This window comes from Pseudomonas sp. MS01C9 (assembly GCF_058202755.1).
The window spans coordinates 5,958,746-5,980,047 of the sequence record NZ_CM177073.1 but is presented as its reverse complement, the minus strand read 5'-3'; the positions used below and the strand labels follow the sequence as shown (position 1 = coordinate 5,980,047).

Below are 21,302 nucleotides of genomic sequence, written 5' to 3'. Positions count from 1 at the left end.
TCAAGGTCGAACAGGTGGGGCGTCACGACCACTTCTTCGAACTGGGGGGCCATTCGCTGCTGGCGGTGACCCTGATCGAACGCATGCGCCAGGCCGGGCTGAGCGCCGATGTGCGCGTGCTGTTCAGCCAGCCGACCCTGGCGGCCCTGGCGGCCGCCATTGGCAGCGGCAAGGAAATCAGCGTGCCGGAAAACCGCATTGCGGCCGATTGCGAGCACATCACCCCCGAGCTGCTGCCGCTGGTCAAGCTGACCCAGGAGACCATCGACCGTCTACTGACGACGGTGCCGGGCGGCGCGCGCAACGTACAGGACATCTACCCGCTGGCGCCGCTGCAGGAAGGCATCCTCTATCACCACCTGGCCGCCGAACAGGGCGACCCCTACGTGCTTCAATCGCAGTTCGCCTTCGATACGCTCGAGCGTTTCGAAGCGTTCGTCGAGGCGTTGCAAGTGGTGATCGATCGCCATGACATCCTGCGCACCAGCGTGGTCTGGGAAGGCCTGGACGAGCCGCTGCAAGTGGTCTGGCGCCAGGTGCGGCTGGAGCCGCAACGCTTCGAGCCCGAGGCCACCGCCGGTGACGTCGCCACGCAACTGGCGACCCGCTTCGATGCGCGGCACTACCGCCTGGATCTGCGTCGGGCGCCGATGCTGCAACTGGTCCATGCCCGGGACGAGGTCCAGGACCGCTGGGTGGCGATCCTGCTGTTCCACCACATGGCCCTGGACCATACGGCCCTGGACGTGATGCAGCATGAAATGCAACTGCTGTTGCTGGGGCAGGGGGCGCAGTTGGGTGAGGCGATGCCTTATCGCAACTACGTGGCCCAGTCACGGCTGGGCGCGAGCGAAGCGGAGCACGAAGCCTTTTTCCGCGAGATGCTCGGCGATATCGACGAGCCGACCTTGCCATTCGGTTTGCAGGACGTGCAGGGCGACGGGCACGGTATCGATGAAATCCGCCAGGCCGTAGACCCGGCGTTGTCCCGGCGCCTGCGGGTGCAGGCACGCCAGTTGGGTGTCAGTGCCGCCAGCCTGGTGCATCTGGCCTGGGCCCAGGTACTGGGCAAGGTGTCCGGCCGGCACGAGGTCGTCTTCGGCACGGTGCTGTTGGGCCGGCTGCAGGGGGGCGAGGGCGCCGACCGTGCATTGGGCATGTTCATCAACACCTTGCCGTTGCGGGTGGATGTAGGCGCCGAGGATGTCAGGGCCGGAGTCAAGGCGACCCATGCCCGGCTGACGGCCCTGCTGGGCCATGAGCATGCCTCCCTGGCCCTGGCCCAGCGTTGCAGTGGCGTGGCGGCCCCGACGCCGCTGTTCAGCGCCTTGCTCAACTACCGGCACAGCGCGATCGTGGTGGACCAGGATGCGCGCTCGGCCTGGAACGGGATCGAGGCACTGAACGGCGACGAACGCACCAACTATCCGCTGACGCTGAACGTCGACGACCTGGGTGAAGATTTTTCCCTCACGGCCCTGGTGGATTCGTCCATCGGTGCGGCGCGCATCTGCGGTTATATGCAGATGGCCCTGGGCAGCCTGGTCGAGGCCCTGGAGCAGGCGCCGCAGACGCCGTTGCAGGCCTTGTCCATCCTGCCGGCGGCCGAGCGCCAGCAATTGCTCGATGCCTGGAACCGCTGCGACGTCGAATACGCCGGGGATGCCCTGATCCATCGCCAATTCGAAGCCTGGGCCGCGACTCAACCTGACGCGACGGCCGTGGTCCACGAGGACCAGGCGCTCACCTATGCCCAGCTCAATGCGCAAGCCAACCAATTGGCCCATCGTCTGTTGGCCTTGGGGATCCGTCCGGATGACCGGGTGGCGATCTGCGCCGAGCGTGGGCTGGAGATGATCGTCTGCCTGCTGGGCATCCTCAAGTCCGGCGCCGGCTATGTGCCGCTGGACCCGGCCTATCCGGCCGAGCGCCTGGCCTTCATGCTGCACGACAGCCGTCCGGCGGCCCTGGTGACCCAACCGCAATGCCGCGACAACCTGCCGCCCATGACCATCCCGGCCATCGTGCTCGATCCGCTGGATGTCGATGAGCCAGCCCAGCAACCGTCCCACAACCCCGATGTGCCGGAGCTGGACGCCAGTCACCTGGCCTACGTGATCTACACCTCCGGCTCCACCGGCCTGCCCAAGGGGGTGATGGTGGAGCATCGCAACGTGGCGCGGCTGTTCTCGGCCACCCGACCCTGGTTCGATTTCGGTCCCCAGGACGTCTGGGCCCTGTTCCATTCCTTCGCCTTCGACTTCTCGGTCTGGGAAATCTGGGGCGCGCTGACCCACGGCGGCCGCCTGCTGGTGGTGCCGCAACTGGTCAGCCGTTCACCGCAATACTGCTATGCGCTGTTGTGCGAGGCCGGGGTGACCATCCTCAACCAGACGCCGAGTGCCTTCCGCCAACTGATCGCGGCCCAGGGCGAAAGCGAGCTCAGGCACAGCCTGCGCCAGGTGATCTTCGGCGGCGAAGCCTTGGAAACCGGCATTCTCAAGCCGTGGTATGCCCGGGAGATCAACGCCGGCACGCAACTGGTGAACATGTACGGCATCACCGAAACCACCGTGCACGTGACTTACCACGCACTGAGCGCGGACGACGCGCAGCGGGTCGGTGTCAGCCCCATCGGCAAGCGCATTCCCGACCTGCAGTTGTATGTGCTCGACCCCCAGCGCGAACCGGTGCCGGTGGGCGTGGTGGGAGAGATGTACGTGGGCGGCGCGGGCGTCAGCCGGGGTTACCTGAACCGCGACGAACTGACCGCCGAACGTTTCCTGGACAACCCGTTCAGTGCCGAACCGAACGCGCGGATGTACCGCACCGGCGACCTGGGTCGCTGGCTGGCCGACGGCAGCATCGAATACCTGGGCCGCAACGACGACCAGGTGAAGATCCGTGGTTTCCGCATCGAACTGGGCGAGATCGAAGCCAAGCTGGCTGCATGCAACGGGGTACGTGAAGCTGTGGTGCTGGCGCGCCAGGACAGCCCAGGCGACCAGCGCCTGGTGGCCTACGTGATCGCCGAGGAAGGCGAGCCTCCCACGGCGGCCGAGCTGCGCGCAGAGCTGCTGGGTTCCCTGGCCGAATACATGGTGCCCAGCGCCTTCGTGATGCTGACGGTGTTTCCACTGACCACCAACGGCAAGCTCGACCGCAAGGCCTTGCCGGTGCCCGACCAGTCGGCGGTGGTGAGCCGCGAATACGAAGCGCCGCAAGGGGAAATCGAGACCGCCATCGCCGCAATCTGGCAGGACCTGCTGCAGCTGGAGCGGGTCGGTCGCCATGATCATTTCTTCGAACTGGGGGGCCATTCCCTGCTGGCGGTGAAACTGATCGAGCGCATGCGCCAGATCGACCTGGCGGCCGACGTGCGCGTGCTGTTCGGCCAACCCACCCTGGCGGCCCTGGCGGCGGCCGTGGGCGGCCGTCATGAGATCCGCGTGCCGGCCAATGTCATTCCCGACGACTGCTCGCGAATCACCCCGGACATGCTGCCCCTGGCCGACCTGGACCAGGATGGCATCGACCGTGTGCTGGCAACGGTGCCGGGGGGCGTGGCCAACGTACAGGACATCTATGCCCTGGCTCCGCTACAGGAAGGCATCCTGTATCACCACCTCGCCGCCGCCCAGGGCGACCCCTATCTGCAATACATTCTGTTCGCTTTCGACAGCCGCTCGCGGCTGGAAGATTTTGCCAATGCCCTGCAAGGCGTGGTGTCCCGGCACGATATCCTGCGCACGGCGGTGGTGTGGGAAGGCCTGGACGAGCCGGTGCAGGTGGTCTGGCGCGAAGCGCCGCTGGGCCTCGAAGAGGTGGCGCTGGACCCGGCGGCGGGGGATATCGCCGAGCAACTGCGGACTCACCTGGACCCCCGTCATTACCGCCTGGATATCCGGCAGGCGCCGATGATGCGCCTGGGGTATGCCGAAGACGCGGCAAACGCTCGTTGGGTGGGCATGTTGCTGTTCCATCACATGGTGGATGACGCGACGTCCCTGGGCATGCTCACCGCGGAAATCGAGGCCCATGTGGTGGGGCGCGGGCATTCGCTGCCGGCGTCGGTGCCCTACCGCAATTACGTGGCCCAGGCGCGACTGGGCGTCAGCCGCGAGGAGCACGAAGCGTTTTTCCGGGAGATGCTCGGCGATGTGAGCGAACCGACGCTGCCGTTCGGCTTGCAGGATGTGCAGGGCGACGGGCATGGGATCGAGGAGGTCCGGCAGCGGGTCGATGCGGCGCTGTGCAAACGCCTGCGAGTCCAGGCCCGGCAGCTCGGGGTGAGCGCGGCGAGCCTGTATCACCTGGCCTGGGCCCAGGTGCTGGGCCGTGTGTCGGGCAAGGACGATGTGGTGTTCGGTACGGTGTTGCTGGGCCGGATGCAGGGCGGCGAGGGCGCCGACCGGGCGCTGGGAATGTTCATCAACACCCTGCCGCTGCGGGTGGACCTGGGCAGCCAGGGTGTAAGGGCCGGGGTCAAGGCGACTCACGCTCGCTTGTCCGCATTGCTGGGGCACGAGCACGCCTCGCTGGTCCTGGCCCAGCGTTGCAGCGGCGTGACCGCACCGGCGCCGCTGTTCAGCGCACTGCTGAACTATCGGCATCTCGGTGCGCAGACAGCCACCAGCGAAGCCATCGCCGCCTGGGACGGTATCCAGGTGCTGGATGGCGAAGAGCGCACCAACTATCCGCTGACGTTGTCGGTGGACGACCTGGGCGAAGATTTCAACCTGACGGTCATGGCCCAGGCGCCGATCGGTGCAGGGCGGGTCTGCAATTATGTGCAGACCGTGCTGGAAAACCTGGTCGAGGCACTGGAGCAAACGCCGCTGGCCCCGTTGAACGGGTTGCGGATCCTGCCGCAGGCCGAGCGTCGCCAACTGCTGGAGACCTGGAATGCGTCGCCGGCGACCTACCCCCATGACGCGTTGATCCACGGGCAGGTGGAGGCCTGCGCCGCAGCCCGGCCCGATGCGCTGGCGGTGCGGTTCGAGGACCGTTCGCTGACCTATGGCGAACTCAACGCCCGGGCCAACCAGGTGGCCCATCACCTGTTGGCCCTGGGCATTCGCCCCGATGACCGGGTGGCGATCTGCGTTGAGCGTGGGCTGGAGATGATCGTCGGCCTGCTGGGCATTCTCAAGTCCGGTGCCGGCTATGTACCGCTGGATCCGGCCTATCCGGCCGAGCGCCTGGCCTTCATGCTGCAGGACAGCGCGCCGGTGGCGGTGCTCACCCAGGCTGCGACGCGGCATTGCCTGGCAGACGTGACGGTTCCGGTGATCGATCTGGACCGTGCTGAATGGCCGGAAGCGTCCCTGGGCAACCCCCAGGTGGCGGGCCTGGATTCCAGCCACCTGGCCTACGTGATCTACACCTCCGGCTCCACCGGCCTGCCCAAGGGGGTGATGGTGGAGCATCGCAACGTGGCGCGGCTGTTCTCGGCCACCCGACCCTGGTTCGATTTCGGTCCCCAGGACGTCTGGGCCCTGTTCCATTCCTTCGCCTTCGACTTCTCGGTCTGGGAAATCTGGGGCGCGCTGACCCACGGCGGCCGCCTGCTGGTGGTACCGCAACTGGTAAGCCGTTCGCCGCAGGATTGCTACACGCTGCTGTGCGAGGAGGGCGTCACGGTACTGAACCAGACGCCGAGTGCCTTCCGCCAACTGATCGCGGCTCAGGGCGAAAGCGAGCTCAGGCACAGCCTGCGCCAGGTGATCTTCGGCGGCGAAGCCTTGGAAACCGGCATCCTCAAACCGTGGTATGCCCGGGAGATCAACGCCGGCACGCAACTGGTGAACATGTACGGCATCACCGAAACCACCGTGCACGTGACCTACCGTGCGCTATGTGCGGCGGATGCCGAACTGGTGGGCGTCAGCCCGATTGGCGGACGTATTCCCGACCTGCAGTTGTATGTGCTCGACACCCAGGGCGAGCCAGTGCCGGTGGGCGTGGTGGGGGAAATGTACGTGGGCGGCGCGGGCGTCAGCCGGGGTTACCTGAACCGCGACGAACTGACCGCCGAACGTTTCCTGGACAACCCGTTCAGTGCCGAACCGAACGCGCGGATGTACCGCACCGGCGACCTGGGACGCCGGCTGGCCGACGGCAGCATCGAATACCTGGGCCGCAACGACGACCAGGTGAAGATCCGTGGCTTCCGCATCGAACTGGGGGAGATCGAAGCCAGGCTGGCCGCGTGCCAAGGCGTCCGCGAAGCGGTGGTCATCGCGCGCGAGGACGAGCCGGGGGACAAGCGCCTGGTGGCCTATGTGATCGCCGAAGAAGGCGAGTCGCCCACGGCAGCCGGGTTGCGCGCCGCACTGCTGGGCTCCCTGGCGGACTACATGGTGCCAAGCGCCTTCGTGATGCTCGATGCCTTCCCGTTGACCACCAACGGCAAGCTCGACCGCAAGGCGTTGCCAGCGCCGGATCGCTCGGCCCTCATCAGTCGCGAATATGAGGCCCCGCAAGGTGAAGTGGAGATCGCCATCGCCCGGATCTGGCAGGACCTGCTCAAGGTCGAACAAGTGGGGCGTCACGACCATTTCTTCGAACTGGGGGGCCATTCCCTGCTGGCGGTGAAACTGATCGAGCGCATGCGCCAGATTGAACTGGCGGCCGATGTGCGCGTGCTGTTCGGCCAACCGACCCTGGCGGCCCTGGCCGCTGCCGTGAGCGATGCTCGGCAGATCGTGGTGCCGGCCAACCTGATCGCGCAGAACTGCACCCGCATCACCCCGGACATGCTGCCCCTGGCCGACCTGGACCAGGAGGCCATCGACCGCATCGTGGCGACGGTGCCGGGAGGCGTGGCCAACGTGCAGGACATCTACGCCCTGGCGCCGTTGCAGGAAGGCATTCTTTACCATCACCTGGCCGCGGAGCAGGGCGATCCCTACGTGTTGCAGGTGATGTTCGGCTTCGACAACCGCGAGCGCTTGCAAGCCTTTGCCCATGCCTTGCAAAGCGTGGTGTCGCGCAACGATATCCTGCGTACCAGCGTGCTCTGGCAAGGCCTGCCGGCCCCGGTGCAAGTGGTCTGGCGACACGCTACCCTGGCCCTCGAAGAGGTCGAGGTAGACCCGGCTTCGGGCGACGTCGTGCAGCAGTTGCAGGCGCGTTTCGACCCTCGGCATTACCGTCTCGACATCGCTCAGGCGCCGTTGATGCGAGTGGCCTATGCCCAGGACCTGGCGAACCAGCGCTGGGTGGGCATGCTGCTGTTCCACCACATGGCCCTGGACCACACCGCCCTTGAGGTGGTGGTGCACGAAATGCAGGCCAGCCTGCTGGGCCAGTCGGAGCAACTGGCGGCGGCCGTGCCGTATCGCAATCACGTGGCACAGGCCCGTCTGGGTGTGAGTCGCGAGCAACACGAAGCGTTCTTCCACGACATGCTGGGGGACATCGACGAGCCGACGCTGCCGTTCGGCCTGCAGGATGTGCAGGGCGATGGCAGTGGCATCGAAGAAGGGCAGCAGCACGTGGAGGCGGCGCTGGCCCGGCGCCTGCGGACCCAGGCCCGTCAGCTCGGTGTGAGCGCGGCGAGCCTGGTCCACCTGGCCTGGGCCCAGGTGGTGGGGCGTGTCTCGGGCCGCGAAGAGGTGGTGTTCGGTACCGTCCTGATGGGCCGGATGCAGGGCGGCGAAGGGGCCGACCGCGCCCTGGGCATGTTCATCAATACCTTGCCGTTGCGCATCAGCGTGGGCGCCCAGGGCGTGCGTGCCGGGGTCAAGGCGACTCACGCACGGCTATCGACCCTGTTGGGCCATGAGCATGCGTCCTTGTCCCTGGCCCAGCGCTGCAGTGGCGTCCCGGCCTCGCTGCCGCTGTTCAGCGCCTTGCTGAACTACCGGCACAGCGCGGCTGAAACGCCGTCCGAGCCGGCCATCGCGGCCTGGCATGGCATCCAGACCCTGAGCATGGAAGAGCGGACCAATTATCCATTGATGCTGTCGGTGGATGACCTGGGCGAGGGGTTCATGCTCACGGCCCAGGCGGTGGCCCAGGTGGGCGCCCGACGTGTCTGCGACTACATGCACACCGCGCTGGAAGGACTGGTGAGCGCCCTGGAACAGGCCCCCGACTCGGCATTGCGTGACGTGCCCATCGTGCCGGTTGACGAACGCGAGCGACTGCTGGTGACCTTCAATGCCACCGCGGCCGAATATCCTGCGCAGCAGACGATCCATGGATTGTTCGAAGAGCAGGTACGGCGCACGCCGGATGCCCTGGCGGTGCGCCATGGCCAGCAGCGTCTCAACTACCGTGAGCTCAACGGGCTCGCCAATCGCCTGGCCTATCACCTGCGCAAGCAGGGGGTGCAGCCCGATTCCCGAGTCGCGATCTGCGTCGAGCGCGGCCTCGACATGGTGGTGGGCCTGTTGGCGATCCTCAAGGCAGGGGGCGGTTACGTACCGCTGGATCCGGCTTATCCGACGGAACGGATCGCCTACATGCTGGAGGACAGCACACCGGCGGCGATCCTGGTGCAAGGGGCCACGCGCCGCTTGCTGGGCGAGACGAGGGTGCCGTTGATCGACCTCGACAAGGGCACCTGGCAGGATGAGGCGGCTCCCAATCCCCAGGTTCCGGAACTGACCTCGTCGCACCTGGCCTATGTGATCTACACCTCCGGCTCCACCGGTTTGCCCAAGGGCGTGATGATCGAGCACCGCAACACGGTGAACTTCCTGACCTGGGCACAGCGTTCCTTCGATGCGCAAACCCTGTCGAAGACGCTGTTTTCCACTTCGCTGAACTTCGACCTGGCGGTCTACGAGTGCTTCGCGCCGTTGACCTGCGGTGGCAGCATCGATGTGGTCGCCAATGTGCTGGAACTGCAACAGGGCGAGCACGACATCACCTTGATCAACACCGTACCGTCCGCCCTCAAGGCATTGCTGGAATCCGGTGGCTTGAGCGAGGGTGTCGAGACCGTCAACGTGGCGGGCGAAGCCCTCAAGCGCAGCCTGGTGGAAGCGCTGTTCGAACAAACCCAGGTCAAGCGCCTGTGCAACCTGTATGGCCCATCGGAAACCACCACTTATTCAAGCTGGGTGTCGATGTCACGCGAAGAGGGTTTCGCCGCGCATATCGGTAAACCGGTGGCCAACACCCAGTTCTATCTGCTGGATGAACACCGCCAACCGGTGCCATTGGGCGTACCGGGAGAGATCTATATCGGCGGCGCCGGTGTGGCGCGCGGTTACCTCAATCGCGATGACCTCACTGCCGAACGCTTCCTCAAGGACCCCTTCAGCAGCGAAACCAACGCCCGGATGTACAAGACCGGCGACCTGGGTCGCTACCTGCCGGACGGCAATATCGAATACCTGGGCCGTAACGACGACCAGGTGAAGATCCGTGGTTTCCGTATCGAACTGGGGGAGATCGAAGCACGGCTCGCCGGGCACGAGGCCGTAAAAGAAGCGGTGGTGCAAGCTCGCGAAGATGTCCCGGGCGATAAACGCCTGGTGGCCTATTTCACCGAGTCCCGGGCTGTGGACATCGAGGCCCTGCGCAGCCATCTGCAAGGGCAATTGCCGGACTACATGGTGCCCGTGGCCTACGTACGCCTGGACGCCTTGCCGTTGACCCCCAACGGCAAGCTGGACCGCAATGCCTTGCCGGCACCGGATCTGGATGCAGTGATCACCCGAGGCTACGAAGCCCCTCAAGGCGACGTCGAAACCACCCTGACGCAGCTCTGGCAGGCGCTGCTGGGCGTGGATCAGGTCGGCCGCCACGATCATTTCTTCGAACTGGGCGGGCATTCATTGCTGGCGATGCAGTTGATTTCCCAGGTGCGCCTGTGCCTGGGCGTGGAACTGGGCCTGGCGCAACTGTTCGCTCATCCACAGCTCAAGGCGTTGGCGCAGGCAGTGGCCCAGGCCGGACGCAGCACCTTGCCGGAAATCGTCCGGGTGGCCCGCGATGAAGACCTGCCCCTATCGTTCGCCCAGCAGCGCCTGTGGTTCCTGGCGCAGATGGAAGGGGCCAGCTCGGCCTATCACATGCCCGCCGGGCTGCGCCTGCGCGGGAGCCTGGACGGTGTCGCCTTGCAGCGGGCGCTGGATCGCATCGTGGCCCGTCACGAAGCGCTGCGGACCACCTTCGTGCGTACCCGGGGGGAAGAGGCCTTGCAGTGCATCGCACCGGCCGATACAGGATTCGCCCTGTTGCGGCAGGACTTGTCCGGTCACGCCGATGTCGAAGCCGAGCTGCAAGTCCTGGCGACGCAGGAAGCCGCCGACGCTTTCGACCTGGAGCAGGGGCCGTTGATCCGGGGGCGTTTGATCCGTCTCGGTGATGACGATCATGTGCTGTTGGTGACCATGCACCACATCGTTTCGGACGCCTGGTCCATCGGCGTGTTGATCAAGGAACTGGCGGCGCTCTACGAAGCGTTCCGCCATGGCCTGGACGATCCGCTGCCGGCGCTGACGATGCAGTACGCCGACTACGCCGTGTGGCAACGCCGCTGGTTGAGCGGCGAGGTGTTGCAGGCCCAGTGCGGCTACTGGCAGCGAACCCTGGCCGATGCGCCGGCGCTGCTGATGCTGCCGACGGATCGGCCACGCCCGGCCCGGCAGGATTACGCCGGGGCGGCGCTGCCGGTGGCGTTCGATGCCGGCCTGACCGCCGACCTCAAGGCACTGAGCCAGCGCCACGGTGTGACCCTGTACATGACGCTGATGGCCGCCTGGGCGGCGTTGCTGGGCCGTCTTTCGGGGCAGGACGAGGTGGTGATCGGTTCGCCGGCCGCCAACCGCACGCGCTCGGAGGTCGAAGGGCTGATCGGTTTCTTCGTCAATACACTGGCCGTGCGTGTCGACGTGTCCGGGTCGCCCACTGTCGAAACCCTGCTGGCCCGGGTCAAGGCCCAGGCCCTCGGGGCCCAGGCGCACCAGGACCTGCCATTCGAACAGGTGGTGGAACTGCTCAAGCCGGTGCGCAGCCTGGCCCACAGTCCGCTGTTCCAGGCCATGCTGTCGTGGCAGACCCTGGACAGCACCGAGCTGGTGCTCGGCGACCTGAAGCTCGAAGGGCTGGGGGTGGCGAACACGGTTGCCAAGTTCGACCTGTCCCTGGAACTGGGCGAGCTGCAGGGCCAGGTCTTCGGCACTCTCGAATACGCCACGGCCCTGTTCGATGCGCGCACGGTGCAGCGCTACATCGGGTACTTCGAGCGTGTGCTGCGAGCCATGGTGGCGAACGAGCAGACCCTGGTCGACCGGATCGCGCTGGTGGATGACGCCGAGCGCGAGCATCTGCTGGTGGGCCTCAACGCCAACCAGGCGCCGTACCCACGCACGCAGGTGATCCATCAACTGTTCGAGGCTCAGGTTGTGGCCAGGCCGGATGCCATCGCGGTGGTGTTCGAAGGGGAGCGCTTGAGCTATGCCGAACTGAACCGTCAGGCCAACCAGGTGGCCCATCACCTGATCGGGCTGGGTATCCGCCCCGACGACCGGGTGGCGATCTGTGTCGAGCGCAGCGCCGAAATGCTGGTAGGCCTGCTGGGGATTCTCAAGGCCGGTGGTGGCTACGTCCCCCTCGACCCGGCGTATCCGGCCGAGCGACTGGCCTACATGCTGGGCGACAGTGCCCCGGTGGCGCTGCTGACCCAGCGCCGACTGCAGGACCGCTTGCCGCCGCTGTCGGCGCCGGTGTTGCTGCTCGACCACGCCGAACGCACGAGCCAGGGCATCGCCGCAGGGCGTGACGACAACCCGGTGGTCGCGTCATTGGGCTCGCGTCACCTGGCCTATGTGATCTACACCTCGGGTTCGACCGGCACGCCCAAAGGGGTGATGATCGAGCATCGCGGGCTGGTCAACTATTGCGTGGACGCGGTCCGGCTGTTCGGCCTGACGCCGGCCGATACGGTATTGCAACAGAACACCTTGAACTTCGACCTGTCGGTAGAGGAAATTTTCCCGGCGCTGGTGGCCGGCGCCACCCTGGCGCCGACCCGCAAGCTGTTCGGCAGCGCCGAACTGCAGCAGGACGGCGACATCCGGCCGACCTTCCTGCACCTGACCGCGGCGCACTGGCACACCCTGGCGGCCGAATGGCACAACACGCCGGCCCAGGCCCGGGATCATCTGCGCGAGGTGCGGCTGGTCAACGTCACCGGCGACGCCCTGTCGATGCAGAAACTGCAGATGTGGGACGCGGTGCGTCCGGCCCACACGCAACTGATCAACACCTATGGCCCCACCGAAGCCACCGTGTCCTGTACCGCCGCCTACATGCGCTACGACGCCAGCGCCGTGGCCGGCAACGCCACCATCGGCACACCGATGGCCAACACCCGCATCTACCTGCTCGACGGGCACCGGCAGCCAGTGCCGTTCGGGGTCGCGGGGGAGATCTATATCGGTGGCGATGGCGTGGCGCGCGGCTATTTGAACCTTGATGCCATCAATGCCGAACGTTTCCTTGTCGATCCGTTCAGCGATCAGCCCGATGCCCGCATGTACAAGACCGGCGACCTGGCCCGTTATCGTCCTGACGGGCGTATCGAGTATCTGGGGCGCAACGATTTCCAGGTCAAGGTGCGGGGTTTCCGTATTGAACTGGGCGAGATCGAAACCCGGTTGGGCCAGTGTGCCGGGGTCAAGGAAGCCGCGGTGATCGTGCGCGAAGACCAGCCGGGGGACAAGCGCCTGGTGGCCTACGTCGTGCCCCGGGCCGGCGTGACCCTGAGCGCGGCCGCCTTGCGTGCCGAACTGTCGACGTTGCTGACCGACTACATGATGCCGGGTGCGTTTGTCAGCCTGGCCGCGCTGCCGCTCACACCGAACCGCAAGCTCGACCGCCAGGCCTTGCCGGCCCCGGATGCCGAGGCCTATGCCAGCCGTACCCATGAAGCGCCCCAAGGCGCTACGGAAGTCGCCTTGGCGCAGATCTGGCAGGACTTGCTCAACGTCGAAGCGGTGGGGCGTCACGATCATTTCTTCGAATTGGGCGGGCATTCGTTGCTGGTGATGCGCCTGATTGCCCAGGTGCGCGAACAGCTGGACGTGGAGCTGAACCTGAGCGATGTCTTTGCCCAACCGCAACTGAGCGCGCTGGCCCAGGTCCTGTCCCGGGCGACACGCAGCACGCGGCCGGACATCCTGCCGGTATCCCGCGAGCAGGCGCTGCCGTTGTCGTTCGCCCAGCAGCGCCTGTGGTTCCTGGCGCAGTTGGACGCGGGCAGCGCGGCGTATCACATCCCCACCGGCCTGCGCCTGCGGGGGACGCTGGATACCCGGGCGCTCACCCGTGCCCTGGATCGCATCGTGGCCCGGCACGAAGCCTTGCGCACCACTTTTGTCCAGATGCAGGGCGAGGACGTGGCGCAACGCATCGCCCCGGCGGATTGCGGCTTTGCCCTGGCGCTGCACGACCTGACAGATGACCCCGACGCCGAAGCGACCTTGTCGCGCCTGGCCGGGGAAGAGGCTCGCCAGGCCTTCGATCTGAGCCAAGGTCCGCTTGCCCGTGGCCGCCTGGTACGCATGGACGAGCAGGACCATGTGTTGCTGGTGACCTTGCACCATATCGTCTCGGACGGCTGGTCCGCCGATGTCCTGACCCGGGAGCTGGGCGTTTTGTACGCGGCGTTCAGCCAGGGGCAGGACGACCCGCTGCCGGCCCTGCCGGTCCAGTACGCCGATTACGCCTTCTGGCAACGGCGCTGGCTCACCGGCGAGGTCCTGGGCAGGCAGGAGCACTATTGGCAGCAAGCCCTGGCCGGAGCGCCGGCATTGCTGACGCTGCCCACCGACCGGCCGCGGCCGGCGCAGCAGGACCATTGCGGCAATGCGGTGGGGCTCGTCCTGGATGAAACCCTGACCGCAGCGCTCAAGGCATTGAGCCAACGGCAGGGCACCACGCTGTTCATGACAGTGATGGCGGCCTGGGCCGCGGTGCTGGCGAGAATGTCCGGGCAGGACGATGTGGTCATCGGGACCCCGACGGCCAACCGCCTGCAGGCGCAGGTGGAAGACCTGATCGGCCTGTTCGTCAATACCCTGGCGGTGCGGGTCGATGTGTCGGCCGATCGGACGGTCCAGGCGCTGCTGCAACACGTCAAGGCCCAAACCCTGGGAGCCCAGGCCCACCAGGACTTGCCATTCGAGCAGGTGGTGGAGGTGGTGCGGCCGCTGCGCAGCCTGTCCCACAGCCCGGTGTTCCAGGCCATGCTGTCGTGGCAGAACACCGAAACCGCCGGGATGGAGCTGCCGGACATGTCGCTGCAGGCACTGGGGGTGAGCAGTCGCACCGCCAAGTTCGATGTGCTGCTGGACATGGCCTTGATCGAGGGCCGCCTGTTCGGTTCGCTGGAATATGCCACGGCGCTGTTCGACCAGACCACGATGGAGCGCTACCTGGGTTACCTCGAATGCATGCTGCGGGCCATGGTCGCCGACGAGCAGGCTGTCGTGGCGAAAATCCCGCTGTTGGCGGAGCAGGAGCGCCGGCATGTGCTGGAAACCCTCAACGCCACGACCGTCGACTACCCACGCGACCAGACCCTCCACGGCCTGTTCGAAGCCCGTGCCGAGGCCTGCCCGGACGCCATCGCCGTGGTGACTGACGACGAGCAATGGAGCTACCAGCAACTGAACCACCGCGCCAACCAGGTGGCCCATCGCCTGATCGCCCTGGGCATCCGCCCGGACGATCGGGTGGCGATCTGCGCCGAGCGCAGCCTGGAAATGGTGGCCGGCCTGCTGGGCATTCTCAAGTCCGGTGCTGCTTATGTGCCGCTCGATCCGGATTATCCGCTCGATCGCCTGGCCTACATGCTGGACAACTGCGCGCCGAGCGTGGTGCTGACCCAGGGGGCCTTGCAGGCACGCCTGCCCGCCACCGATGCCCGGACGTTGTTGCTGGACGATGCCGCGTTCTCGACCCAGTCGACGGCTAATCCAAGGGTCGAGGAGCTGCGCTGCGACCATCTGGCCTATGTCATCTACACCTCCGGTTCCACCGGCCTGCCCAAAGGCGTGATGAACGAACATGGGGCGGTGGTCAACCGCCTGCTGTGGATGCAGGACGCTTATCCGTTGACGGCTGCCGATGCGGTGCTGCAGAAGACCCCGTTCAGCTTCGACGTATCGGTGTGGGAGTTCTTCTGGCCGCTGTTCACCGGCGCCCGGCTGGTGATGGCCCGTCCTGGCGGGCATCGCGACCCAGCCTACCTGTGCGAGGTAATCCAGGCCCAGGGCATCAGCACGCTGCACTTCGTACCGTCGATGCTGGACGTGTTCCTGGCCCATGGCGCCGCCCACGGCTGCGACGGGCTGCGGCAAGTGATGTGCAGCGGCGAAGCCTTGCCGGGGCATCTGGTGCGGCGTTTCAAGGTGCAACTGCCGCAGGTGGCGTTGCACAACCTGTACGGCCCCACCGAAGCCGCCGTGGACGTCACGGCCTGGGACTGCTCGGGCGTCGACACCCCCGACAGCACCCCCATCGGCAAGCCGATCGCCAACACCCGCATCTACCTGCTGGACGCCCATCGTCAGCCGGTGCCCATGGGGGTGGCCGGGGAGATCTACATCGGCGGTGTGCAGGTGGCACGCGGTTACCTGCATCGGCCGGAACTCACCGCCGAGCGTTTCCTCGACGACCCGTTCAGCACCGTGCCGAATGCGCGGATGTACCGCACCGGCGACCTGGGCCGCTACCTGGCGGACGGCAACATCGACTACCTGGGGCGTAACGACGATCAGGTGAAGATCCGCGGTTTCCGCATCGAACTGGGCGAGATCGAAGCGCGGCTGGCGCAACATCCAGGCCTCAAGGAGGCCGTGGTACTGGCCCGGGAAGATGTGCCGGGAACCAAACGCCTGGTGGCCTATTTCACCACCCACGCCGGTGATGACACGGTGGGGATCGAAGCCTTGCGCAGCGGATTGCAGGCACAGCTGCCGGAATACATGGTCCCGGCGGCCTATGTCTGGCTCGAGGCTCTGCCGTTGACGCCCAATGGCAAGCTCGATCGCAAGGCCTTGCCGGCACCGGACCTGGCTGCGCTGATCAGCCGTGAATACGAAGCGCCCCAGGGCGCGGTGGAGACACTGCTGGCCGAGCTCTGGGCCGATCTGCTCGACGTCGAGCGGGTAGGGCGTCACGACCATTTCTTCGAGCTGGGCGGTCATTCCTTGCTGGCGGTCACGCTGGTGGAGCGCATGCGCCAGGCCGGCCTGTCGGCCGATGTCCGGGTGCTGTTCGGCCAGCCGACGCTGGCCGCGTTGGCGGCTGCCGTGGGACGAACGACGGAACGGGCGGTACCGGCCAATGGCATCGTGCCGGGCTGCACCGCGATCACGCCGGACATGCTGCCACTGGCCGACCTGAGCCAGGCGCAGATCGAGCGGATCGTCGCCGGGCTGCCGGGAGGCGTCGCAAACGTCCAGGACATCTATGCCCTGGCCCCGCTGCAGGAAGGCATCCTGTATCACCATCTGGCATCGCAACAGGGTGATCTCTACCTGCAACAGGCCCTGTTCAACCTTGCCGACCGCGGTCGCCTGGATGCCTTCGCCGGTGCCCTGCAAGGCGTGATCGATCGCCACGACATCCTGCGCACCGCCGTGCTCTGGGAGGGCTTGGGCGAGCCGGTGCAGGTGGTCCTGCGCCAGGCAGGGCTGGTGGTGGAAGAGTGCGTGGTCGAGCCCGGGCGTGACGTCGCCACGCAATTGCGCGAGCGCTTCGATCCACGGCATTACCGGCTCGACGTGCGCCAGGCTCCGCTGATGCGGCTGGCCTGTGCCTATGACGCCGGACAGGAACGCTGGGTGGCGCTGCTGCTGTTCCATCACATTGCCCTCGACCATACCGCGCTGGAGGTAATCCAGCACGACATGCAAGCCTTCCTGCTGGGGCAGCAAGCCCGACTGGGCGAGGCGGTGCCGTACCGCAACTATGTGGCGCAGGCGCGACTGGGTGTCACCCAGGCCGAGCATGAGGCGTTCTTCAGTGACATGCTCAAGGATGTCCGGGAGCCGACCCTTCCGTTCGGCCTGCAGGACGTGCGCGGCGACAACCGTGACGTCGAGCAGGCTCAGTGGCCGGTGGACGAGGACTTGAGCCGACGGCTGCGGGCCCAGGCACGCCAGCTCGGGGTGAGCGCGGCAAGCCTGCATCACCTGGCATGGGCGCGGGTGCTGGCCGGCGTCAGCGTTCGTGAGGATGTGGTATTCGGAACAGTGCTGATGGGCCGGATGCAGGGTGGCGAAGGGGCCGACCGGGCGTTGGGGCTGTTCATCAACACCTTGCCGCTACGGGTCGACGTCGGCACCCTCGGCGCACGGGCCGGGGTACAGGCCACTCATGCACGCCTGACCGCGTTGCTGGGGCATGAACATGCCTCCCTGGCCTTGGCCCAGCGTTGCAGCGGCGTCGCCACGCCTGCGCCATTGTTCAGTGCACTGTTGAACTACCGGCACAGCGCGTCCCAGGTCAGCCAGGAGACCCAGGCGGCCTGGCTCGGCATCGAAGGACTCGGTGGCGAGGAGTGGAGCAACTACCCGCTGTCGCTCAACGTCGACGACCTGGGCGAGGGCTTCGTGCTGAGCGCCACGGTGACCGCGCGGATCGGCGCGAAACGCGTGTGCGGCTACATGCATACAGCACTGGAAAGCCTGGTGGACGCCCTGGAGCATGCGCCACAGACGCCGCTGCGAGAGCTGGGGATATTGCCGCAGGCCGAGCGCCAGCAACTGCTGCTGGCATTCAACGCGACCGACACGGTCTATCCGCGCCAACAGACGGTACAAGCCTTGTTCGAAGCCCAGGCGGCTATACGGCCCGAGGCGGTTGCCCTCCAGCATGGCGACCGGCAACTGACCTATCGGGAACTGGATGCCCGCGCCAGTCGCCTGGCGCAGTACCTGCTGGCGCAAGGGGTGAAACCCCAGGCGCGAGTAGCGGTGCTGCTGGGCCGTTCCTTCGACCTGGTCATCAGCGAACTGGCCATCCTCAAGTGCGCCGCCGTCTACGTACCGCTGGACCATCACGCGCCCGAAGAGCGCCAGCGCTTCATCCTCCAGGACAGCGAGGCGGCACTGGTACTGACCACCCACGACAGGGCAGTGCCGCAAGCGCTGCGACGGGTAGACCTGGATACGTTGCACCTGGACACGTTGCAATTGGCCCAGGGCACATCCGCCTGCCCAATCCCTGCCCAGGCGAGCGATACCCCGGCCTACATCATGTACACCTCGGGCTCCACCGGCCATCCCAAGGGGGTGATCGTGCCGCACCTGGCCATCGGTCGGCTGTCGATCAACAACGGTTATGCGGATTTCGGCCCGCAGGATCGGCTGGCCTTCGTCTCGAACCCGGCGTTCGACGCCAGCACGATGGAAGTCTGGGGAGCGTTGCTCAACGGTGGCCGCGTGGTGATCATCGATCACGATACGCTGCTCGATCCACCCGGGTTTGCCCGGGCGCTGGCAGAGGCGAAGGTGTCGGTGCTGTTCCTGACCACCGCCTTGTTCAACCAGTACCTGATGCTGATCCCGGACGCACTGGCGGGCCTGCGCATCCTGATGTGCGGTGGCGAGCGCGCCGATCCGGCGTCGTTCCGGCGCCTGCTGGACCGGGCGCCGACGCTGCAGATGATGAACTGCTATGGACCCACCGAGACCACCACGTTCGCCACGGCCCACACGGTCACCCGCTTGCCTCACGGCGCGACGAGCATTCCCATCGGGCGGCCCATCGCCAACACCCGGGTCTATATCCTCGACGCGGCAGGCCAGCCGGTGCCCATCGGCGTGGCGGGAGAGATCCATATCGGCGGCGACGGGGTAGCGCTGGGCTACCTGAATCGCAAGGACCTGACCGACGAGCGCTTCATCGCCGATCCGTTCAGCGACCAGGCCGGTGCGCGCCTGTACCGCAGCGGCGACCTGGGCTGCTGGTTGCCCGACGGTACGATCGAATACCTGGGCCGCAATGACGGGCAGGTGAAGATCCGTGGGTTCCGTATCGAACTGGGTGAGATCGAGGCCCGCTTGCATGAGTATCCCGGGGTGCGCGAGGCGTTGGTGGTGGCCCGCGAGGACAACCCTGGCGAAAAGCGCCTGATCGCCTACTACACCGGGCAGGCGGACAGCGACATCATCGATGCGCAAGCATTGCGCGAACACCTGCACGCCTGTCTGCCGGAGTTCATGGTTCCGGCGGCCTATGTGCGGTTGATGGCGCTGCCGCTGACACTGAACGGCAAGATCAATGTCGGTGCGTTGCCGGTACCGGAGGCCCACGCCTACGGCGAGCGCGGTTACGAGCCGCCAGAGGACGAGCTGGAAGCCACGCTGGCCGGCCTGTGGGCCGAAGTACTGGGGCTGGAGCAGGTAGGGCGGCGGGACAGTTTCTTCGAGCTGGGCGGGCATTCGTTGCTGGCGATCCGACTGGTGGGGCTGCTGGTCCAGGCCGGATTGACGGTGTCCCTGGCGGAGCTGTTCCAGCACGACAATGTGGCAGCGTTGGCGACGTTGCTCCGGTCCCGCACCGCCGATGTCCAGGTGCAGGAGTCGGTCGTGCCGGTGCGCACCAGTGGCCAGCAGAATCCGTTGTTCCTGGTGCACGAGTTCAGCGGCCTGGATCTGTATTTCCCGGCACTGGGCAAGTACATCGACGAGGACATTCCGGTCTATGGTCTGCCGGCCGTAGAGTGGGGCGAGCCGCAGCTGCAGACGATGGAGTGCATGGCTTCGCGGTTGGTGGGCATCATCCGTTCGCTGCAACCCAAGGGACCTTATCGCCTGGCCGGTTGGTCGTTCGGCGGGGTCCTGGCCTACGAGACCGCCATCCAGCTCATCGGCCTGGACGAGGAGGTCGAGTTCGTCGGCCTGATCGACAGCTACCTGCCGCGCCTGGTGGACCAGGGACGCGAACGCTGGGCCCTGGACGAAGCCCACAAGCTTCACCTGCTGGACCGCTGCGACGTGTTCTGGAGAGCCTGCGAGCCCGAAGCGCAAGGGCTCGCGTCGATCCTGGACAAACTGGCCGACCTGCAAGGGTGCCTGGACCGGTTCGAGTTCGAAGCCCTGGTGCAGCATTGCCGCGAGCTGGGCGTACTGCCCCCGGAGCTGGCCGTCTATGACGCGGCCCAACTCTGGCAGTACCTCGATCGCGAGGTGGCCCACGGTCATGCGCTGGCCCATTACATGGTGTATCCGATTTCGGTACCGGTGCACCTGCTGGTGGCCGAGGAGCGCAAGGACGATGCTCCCGAGCATTCCGGCTACCTGGGTTGGGACGCGGTGCTGCCCAAGACGCAACTGCACTGCATCAGGGTTGCCGGCAATCACCAGACCATGATGCAAGCGCCACATGTGCAGGTACTGGGCCAGGCCATCAGCGATGCGCTGCAGGGTGTCGCTTCACGTCCGATGCCTTCGCCCAAGCGCACGTTCCAGCCGCTGTTGACGATCCAGGGCGGGCGCGCCGATCGGGCGCCGATCTTCTGCGTGCCTGGCGCCGGGGACAGCGTCACCGGCTTCATCGGCCTGACCGACGCCTTTGGTCCGGACTGGCCGATCCATGGCTTGCAACCTCGTGGACTGGACGGCACCACGGAGCCTTTCGGCCTGGTGGAAACCGCGGCGCAGGCCTACCTCGAAGCGATCGACAACGTGCAACCCGAAGGGCCGGTGCATCTGCTCGGGCATTCCTTCGGTGGCTGGGTCGTGTTCGAGATGGCGGCCCGCTTGCATGCCCGTGGCCGCAAGGTGGCTTCGCTGACCCTGATCGACAGCGAATCACCGGGGGGCAATGGCGTGGTGGGCCGGCCTTACACCGGGACGGGCGTGTTGAACCGACTGATCGAGGCGATGCAACTGGCCTCGGGCAAATCCCTCGGTATCGATGCCACGGTGTTCGGTGCCCAGGACGATGCGGCACAGATGCGCCTGCTGCATGCCGGCATGGTCCGCGCCGGCATGTTGCCGCAGCGCTCGGCGGTGGACGCGATGCGCGGTCCGGCGCGAGCCTTCGGGACGGCCCTGCGCACGGTCTATCAACCGCAACACCAATACACCGGCCCGGTGCGGCTGGTACTGGCGAACGATCCGACCCTGGATACAGCCGGCAACCAGCGCGAACAACAGCAGATGATCGAAGGATGGCGCAAGCATGTCCCCGACCTGAGCATCTGGTACGGGCCGGGCAACCATTTCACGATTCTCAAGGCGCCTCATGTCCACAACCTGGCTGCCTGGTGGCACGACAGCCTGCCCGAGCCCGACGAGGAGGTCACCCGTGATCTTGTCTAG

1 protein-coding gene (cut by a window edge) is annotated in these 21,302 nt (G+C 66.3%); it reads left to right on the top strand.

What is annotated here, in order from left to right:
- On the top strand, nucleotides 1–21,302 hold the 3' portion of the coding sequence (locus AC1M7R_RS26685) for a non-ribosomal peptide synthase/polyketide synthase (RefSeq protein WP_490610127.1). The gene continues 9,622 nt to the left of window position 1, outside the view; the window shows 21,302 of its 30,924 coding nt (coding positions 9,623–30,924); the start codon falls outside the window, past its left edge; it ends in the stop codon at nucleotides 21,300–21,302.